The organism is Streptomyces anandii JCM 4720, from assembly GCF_014650655.1.
GTDB lineage: Bacteria > Actinomycetota > Actinomycetes > Streptomycetales > Streptomycetaceae > Streptomyces > Streptomyces anandii.
Genome location: NZ_BMVJ01000005.1, coordinates 247,494 through 251,570, shown reverse-complemented (window position 1 = coordinate 251,570; position 4,077 = coordinate 247,494). Strand labels below are relative to the sequence as shown.

Annotated in this window: 4 protein-coding genes; 3 read left to right on the top strand and 1 reads right to left on the bottom strand. The window is 71.4% G+C overall.

Going from position 1 to position 4,077, the window contains the following annotated elements; all coding sequences use genetic code 11:
* Positions 1-981: aldo/keto reductase family protein (locus tag IE249_RS11940; protein WP_189704753.1), on the top strand; the 981-nt coding region annotated here is incomplete at its 5' end.
* 45 nt (positions 982-1,026) lie between these two features.
* Here IE249_RS11940 and IE249_RS11935 read toward each other — a convergent pair.
* Positions 1,027-1,857, bottom strand: coding sequence for an endo alpha-1,4 polygalactosaminidase (locus IE249_RS11935; RefSeq protein ID WP_189704752.1), 831 nt, complete (start codon positions 1,855-1,857; stop codon positions 1,027-1,029).
* A 363-nt stretch (positions 1,858-2,220) separates the two neighbouring features.
* Between IE249_RS11935 and IE249_RS11930 the strand changes: the two genes are divergently transcribed.
* A complete protein-coding gene (locus tag IE249_RS11930) occupies positions 2,221-2,586 on the top strand; it encodes a hypothetical protein (protein ID WP_189704751.1) in 366 nt (121 codons plus the stop codon).
* Between the two features lie 253 nt (positions 2,587-2,839).
* A partial coding sequence (locus tag IE249_RS37030; RefSeq protein ID WP_373304375.1) for an nSTAND1 domain-containing NTPase occupies positions 2,840-4,077 on the top strand: 1,238 nt, incomplete at its 3' end.

The following is a 4,077-nucleotide window of genomic DNA, read 5'->3' as shown; positions in this document are numbered from 1 at the left end:
GGCAGCTCGGACCTTCAGGTGTCGGAGATCTCGCTGGGGTCCTGGCTGACCTACTCCGGCGGCGTCGAGGCGGACGCGACCCGCGCCTGCACCGAGGCGGCCTTCGATGCCGGCATCAACTTCTTCGACACCGCCAACGTCTACGGGCGGGGAGCGGCCGAGTCGGCGTGGGGCGAGATCCTCTCCGCCCGTCCGCGCGACTCCTACGTCCTGGCCACCAAGGTCTTCTTCCCGATGTCGGACGACCCGGCCGACCAGGGCCTGTCCCCGGCGCAGATCGCCCGGCAGATCGACGCATCCCTGACCCGCCTCAAGACCGACCACGTCGACCTCTACCAGGCCCACCGCTTCGATGCGTCCGTGCCGATCGAGGACACGATCGAGGCGTTCCAGAAGGTCGTCGAGCAGGGCAAGGCCCGCTACCTGGGCTTCAGCGAGTGGACCCCGGAGCAGATCCGGACCGCGATCGACATCGCCGGCCCCGGCCTGTTCGTCTCCTCCCAGCCGCAGTACTCCATGCTGTGGCAGGCTCCCGAAGCCGAGGTCTTCCCGCTCTCGGCCGCCAACGGCATCTCACAGATCGTGTGGTCCCCGCTGGCCCAGGGCGTGCTCACAGGCAAGTACGAGCCCGGACGGCCGGCACCGCGGGGCAGCCGGTTCGCCAGCGACACCATGGCCGTCTCCAAGGACCTCGTCTACAACGACGCCACCCTGGAAGCGGTCCAGCGGCTCGTCCCGATCGCCGAGGAAGCCGGGATGAGCATGCCCACCCTGGCCCTGGCATGGGTGCTGCGCCGCGGCGAGGTCGCCTCCGCGATCACCGGCGCCTCCCGCCCCGAACAGGTGCACGCGAATGCCGCGGCCTCCGGTGTCGACCTCCCCGACGACCTGCTGGCCGCCGTCGACCGGGCCCTCGGCGACGCCCCCGTCACCGGGCCCGTCCTCGCACCGGGCGCCGACGCCGGCATCAAGCGCCGCTGACACCTTCGGGCACCGGCGCCTCGCGACGACGCCGCACCGGGTCGGTCAGGACGTGCCGCAGGTTTCGCGGAGGTAGCCCTCGCCGCCCGCCGGCACGACGTCCCGGTCGCGCCGCACGATGCTGACCTCGTCGCCCCAGCCCTCGCACGCCTTCTTCATGCCCTGCGCGGAGTACTCGATCACGATCACGTTGTCGCCGAACGCGTCGGTGTAGTCGCCGCATTCGTCGTACTGACCGCACTCCTCCACCACCGCGAAGTCGGCGCCGACGGCCTTGCGGGCCGGAGCGAGCTCGGCGGTGTTCTTCTGGCCGATGGCCAGGCCCTTGCGGTGCGCGTGGGCGGAGAGCAGGGAGAGGAACGCCTTCGCGTCGTCGGCGGTCAGCAGCCCGCCGGGGACCCGGGTGTAGCTGTCGTAGTTGTCGGGCTCGACGGCCTTGTAGCCCTTTGCCGCGCATTCGTCGATCCAGGCGTTCACCTTCCGCGCGACGCGCCTGCGCTTGGCGTCCGTGTGGATGTCCAGAATCGCCTCGCCCCAGTCCTTGTCCATGACGACCTCGCCTAGCCTGTCGCGGAGCAGTAGATCGGCGTCCCACTTCTTCTCCGCGTCCGGCTGGGCCTGGAAGGCGTTGACGTAGCAGATGTTGTAGACCCCCCGCGCGGGCGGCGCCGTGTGATCACGGGTGACGACTGACACTCCCTTCGGCGGCGTGTAGGGGCCACCGAGCTGGTAGTCGAAGTCGGCGTGCACCGGCGGAAGTTGCACCTGAGGGTTCCCAGCGCTCGAACAAGCGGTCAGGAGAAGTGAGGCAATGGCGGCCGGCACGGCGAGCGTTGCGCCGGACTGGTGGCGGGAAAGGACCCGGCTGATGCGCATGTTGACGAGTTCCGGATGGGGGGCACGTCCCCGCCTCGGACGCCGGCAGCGGTCCTGGCGACTCGGTCCGGGCTCGCGGCGCTGGGGCCGACCTACCGGCTGGGCATGCCTTCTCGGATGATGCTCTCACAGCCTGCGCACAGGTGTGCGACCGGGGGTGTCCGGGTCAGCTGTCGGGGAGGGTGCGCAGACCTGGTGTTGCCCGTGCCGGGTGGATCGTGCTGGTCCGTGGTGGTTTCCCGCGAGCGGTCGTGACGGGCGACGGGAAACCCGTCGACCGCGGCCGCCGCGGTGGGGAGGGTGTTGGCGTCAAGACCGAAAACGACCTGCGCTCGACGCAGGGGAAACGCAAGGGGGAAACCGATGCGCAAGATGATCCGCGGGGCCGCCGCGTTCGCGACCGCGGCGGCCGCCGTCATGGCCCTGAGCGGGGTGGCCGACGCCAGGCCCGCCGACCCGTGGGCGGGCTGCCCGGACGGGGCGGTCTGCGTCTACCCGCAGGACCAGAACCCGGCCGTGAAGCCGAGCCTGGTCTTCTACAGCTACGGGCCGCACAACCTCACCAACCAGTACGGCCGTCACTGGGTCCTCAACAACCAGTACGGCGGCGCGACCGCCAGCCTGTGCACGGGCTCGGGCGGTACCGGGTGCGGCAGCCGGATCGCCCAGGGCACGGGCGTCTACGCCGACCTGACGCCGATCAACTCCATCACGCTCTACCGTCCGTAACCGCCTCCGTAACCACCCCGCGAACGTCTGACCGAGCGGGGTTCACCGAAGGGGCGTCCGGGACCGGCCCGCCGGTTCCGGACGCTCGTCGTTCTCCCGCCGCCGCGCGCGCATCGTGACGCAGCGTGCTCCACCACGGCAGTAACCTGGGCTTCCGCCGTCTCACGGCCTGGGCACGCTTGCCATGGGGGACGTCTTGGGAGAGCCGCAGCAGGAAGCCGGCACCGGTCACGGACAGGAAGCGGAAACGGCGGTGCCGACCACACCGCCCTTTCCGCGGCAGTTGCGCCGACTACGTCAGCAGCGCGGTCTGTCGCTGGCCGAGCTGGCCCGGCGTACGCACTACAGCAAGGGATATCTGAGCAAGATCGAGACGGGCGCGAAGCGCGCGACCGCCGACGTGGCCCGGCGCTGCGACGAAGTCCTCGCCGCCGGAGGCGAGTTGCTGCGGCTGGCCGGAGAACGGCCGGAGGCTCGCGGCGGCAACGATGTCGCGGGACCCCCTTGCCCCTACCGGGGGCTGTCGGCGTTCACGACGCAGGACGCCGACCGGTTCTTCGGCCGGGAAGACGCCGTCGCCGCGCTCGTGGAGCATCTCTTCAGCAGGGTCGGTGAAGGGCCCTTGATGGTCGTCGCTCCGTCCGGTGCCGGCAAGTCGTCGTTGCTCAACGCGGGCTTGGTGCCCGCGCTGCGGCGGCCGGGCGGTTTCCCGATGGCCGGCTCGGACCGGTGGCCGGTCGCCGCCCTCACCCCCACGGCACGTCCGCTGAGCGAACTGGTGGAGCACACCGCCAAGGCCCTGGACGCGGATCTGCGCCTGAGCGGCCAGGAGGTGGCGGACCGGCCCGAGGCGCTGCTCAGGGCCGTACGGACGCACGCGGGCGGCACGTGGAGCGACCGCGGGACACCGCCGCCCGCCCGACTGGTGCTGCTCGTCGACCAGTTCGAGGAACTGTTCACGCTGTGCTCCGACGATACCGAGCGGCGCGCCTTCGCCCGTGTGCTGTGCGCACTGGCGGCACCGCCGGCATCGGCCGCCCACGACTCCGCGGTGGTACTCCTGGGCGTACGCGCCGACTTCTCCGGCCGGTGCCTGGAACTGCCGGAGCTGGCACCGGTGTTCACCGACGGCCTGCACGTCCTGCCGCCGATGACCACGGCGGAGCTGTGCGCCTGTGTCACCCGCCCCGCCGAACTGGCCGGTCTCACCCTGGAACCGGGTCTCCTCCCCCTGCTCCTGCGCGACGCCGGGCTGACGGGTGAGCCCGGGACGGAACGGGTCCGGGCCGGGGTGCTGCCCCTGGTGTCCCACGCGCTGATGGCAACCTGGCGGGAGCGCGAGAAGAGTGTGCTGACCGTCGCCGGCTACGAGCGCACCGGCGGCATCCAGGGCGCCGTCGCGCGCACCGCCGAGGACGCGTTCGCCCGGCTGCACCCCGCCGAGCAGAGGACCGTCCGGGGCATCCTGTCCCGGCTGGTGCACCTTGCCGA

What these genes read in the sequence shown, in the direction of transcription:
- IE249_RS11930 (WP_189704751.1), top strand. Translation starts at nt 2,221, where the DNA reads ATGCGCAAGATGATCCGCGGGGCCGCCGCGTTCGCGACCGCGGCGGCC.
- IE249_RS11935 (WP_189704752.1), bottom strand. Translation starts at nt 1,857, where the DNA reads ATGCGCATCAGCCGGGTCCTTTCCCGCCACCAGTCCGGCGCAACGCTC.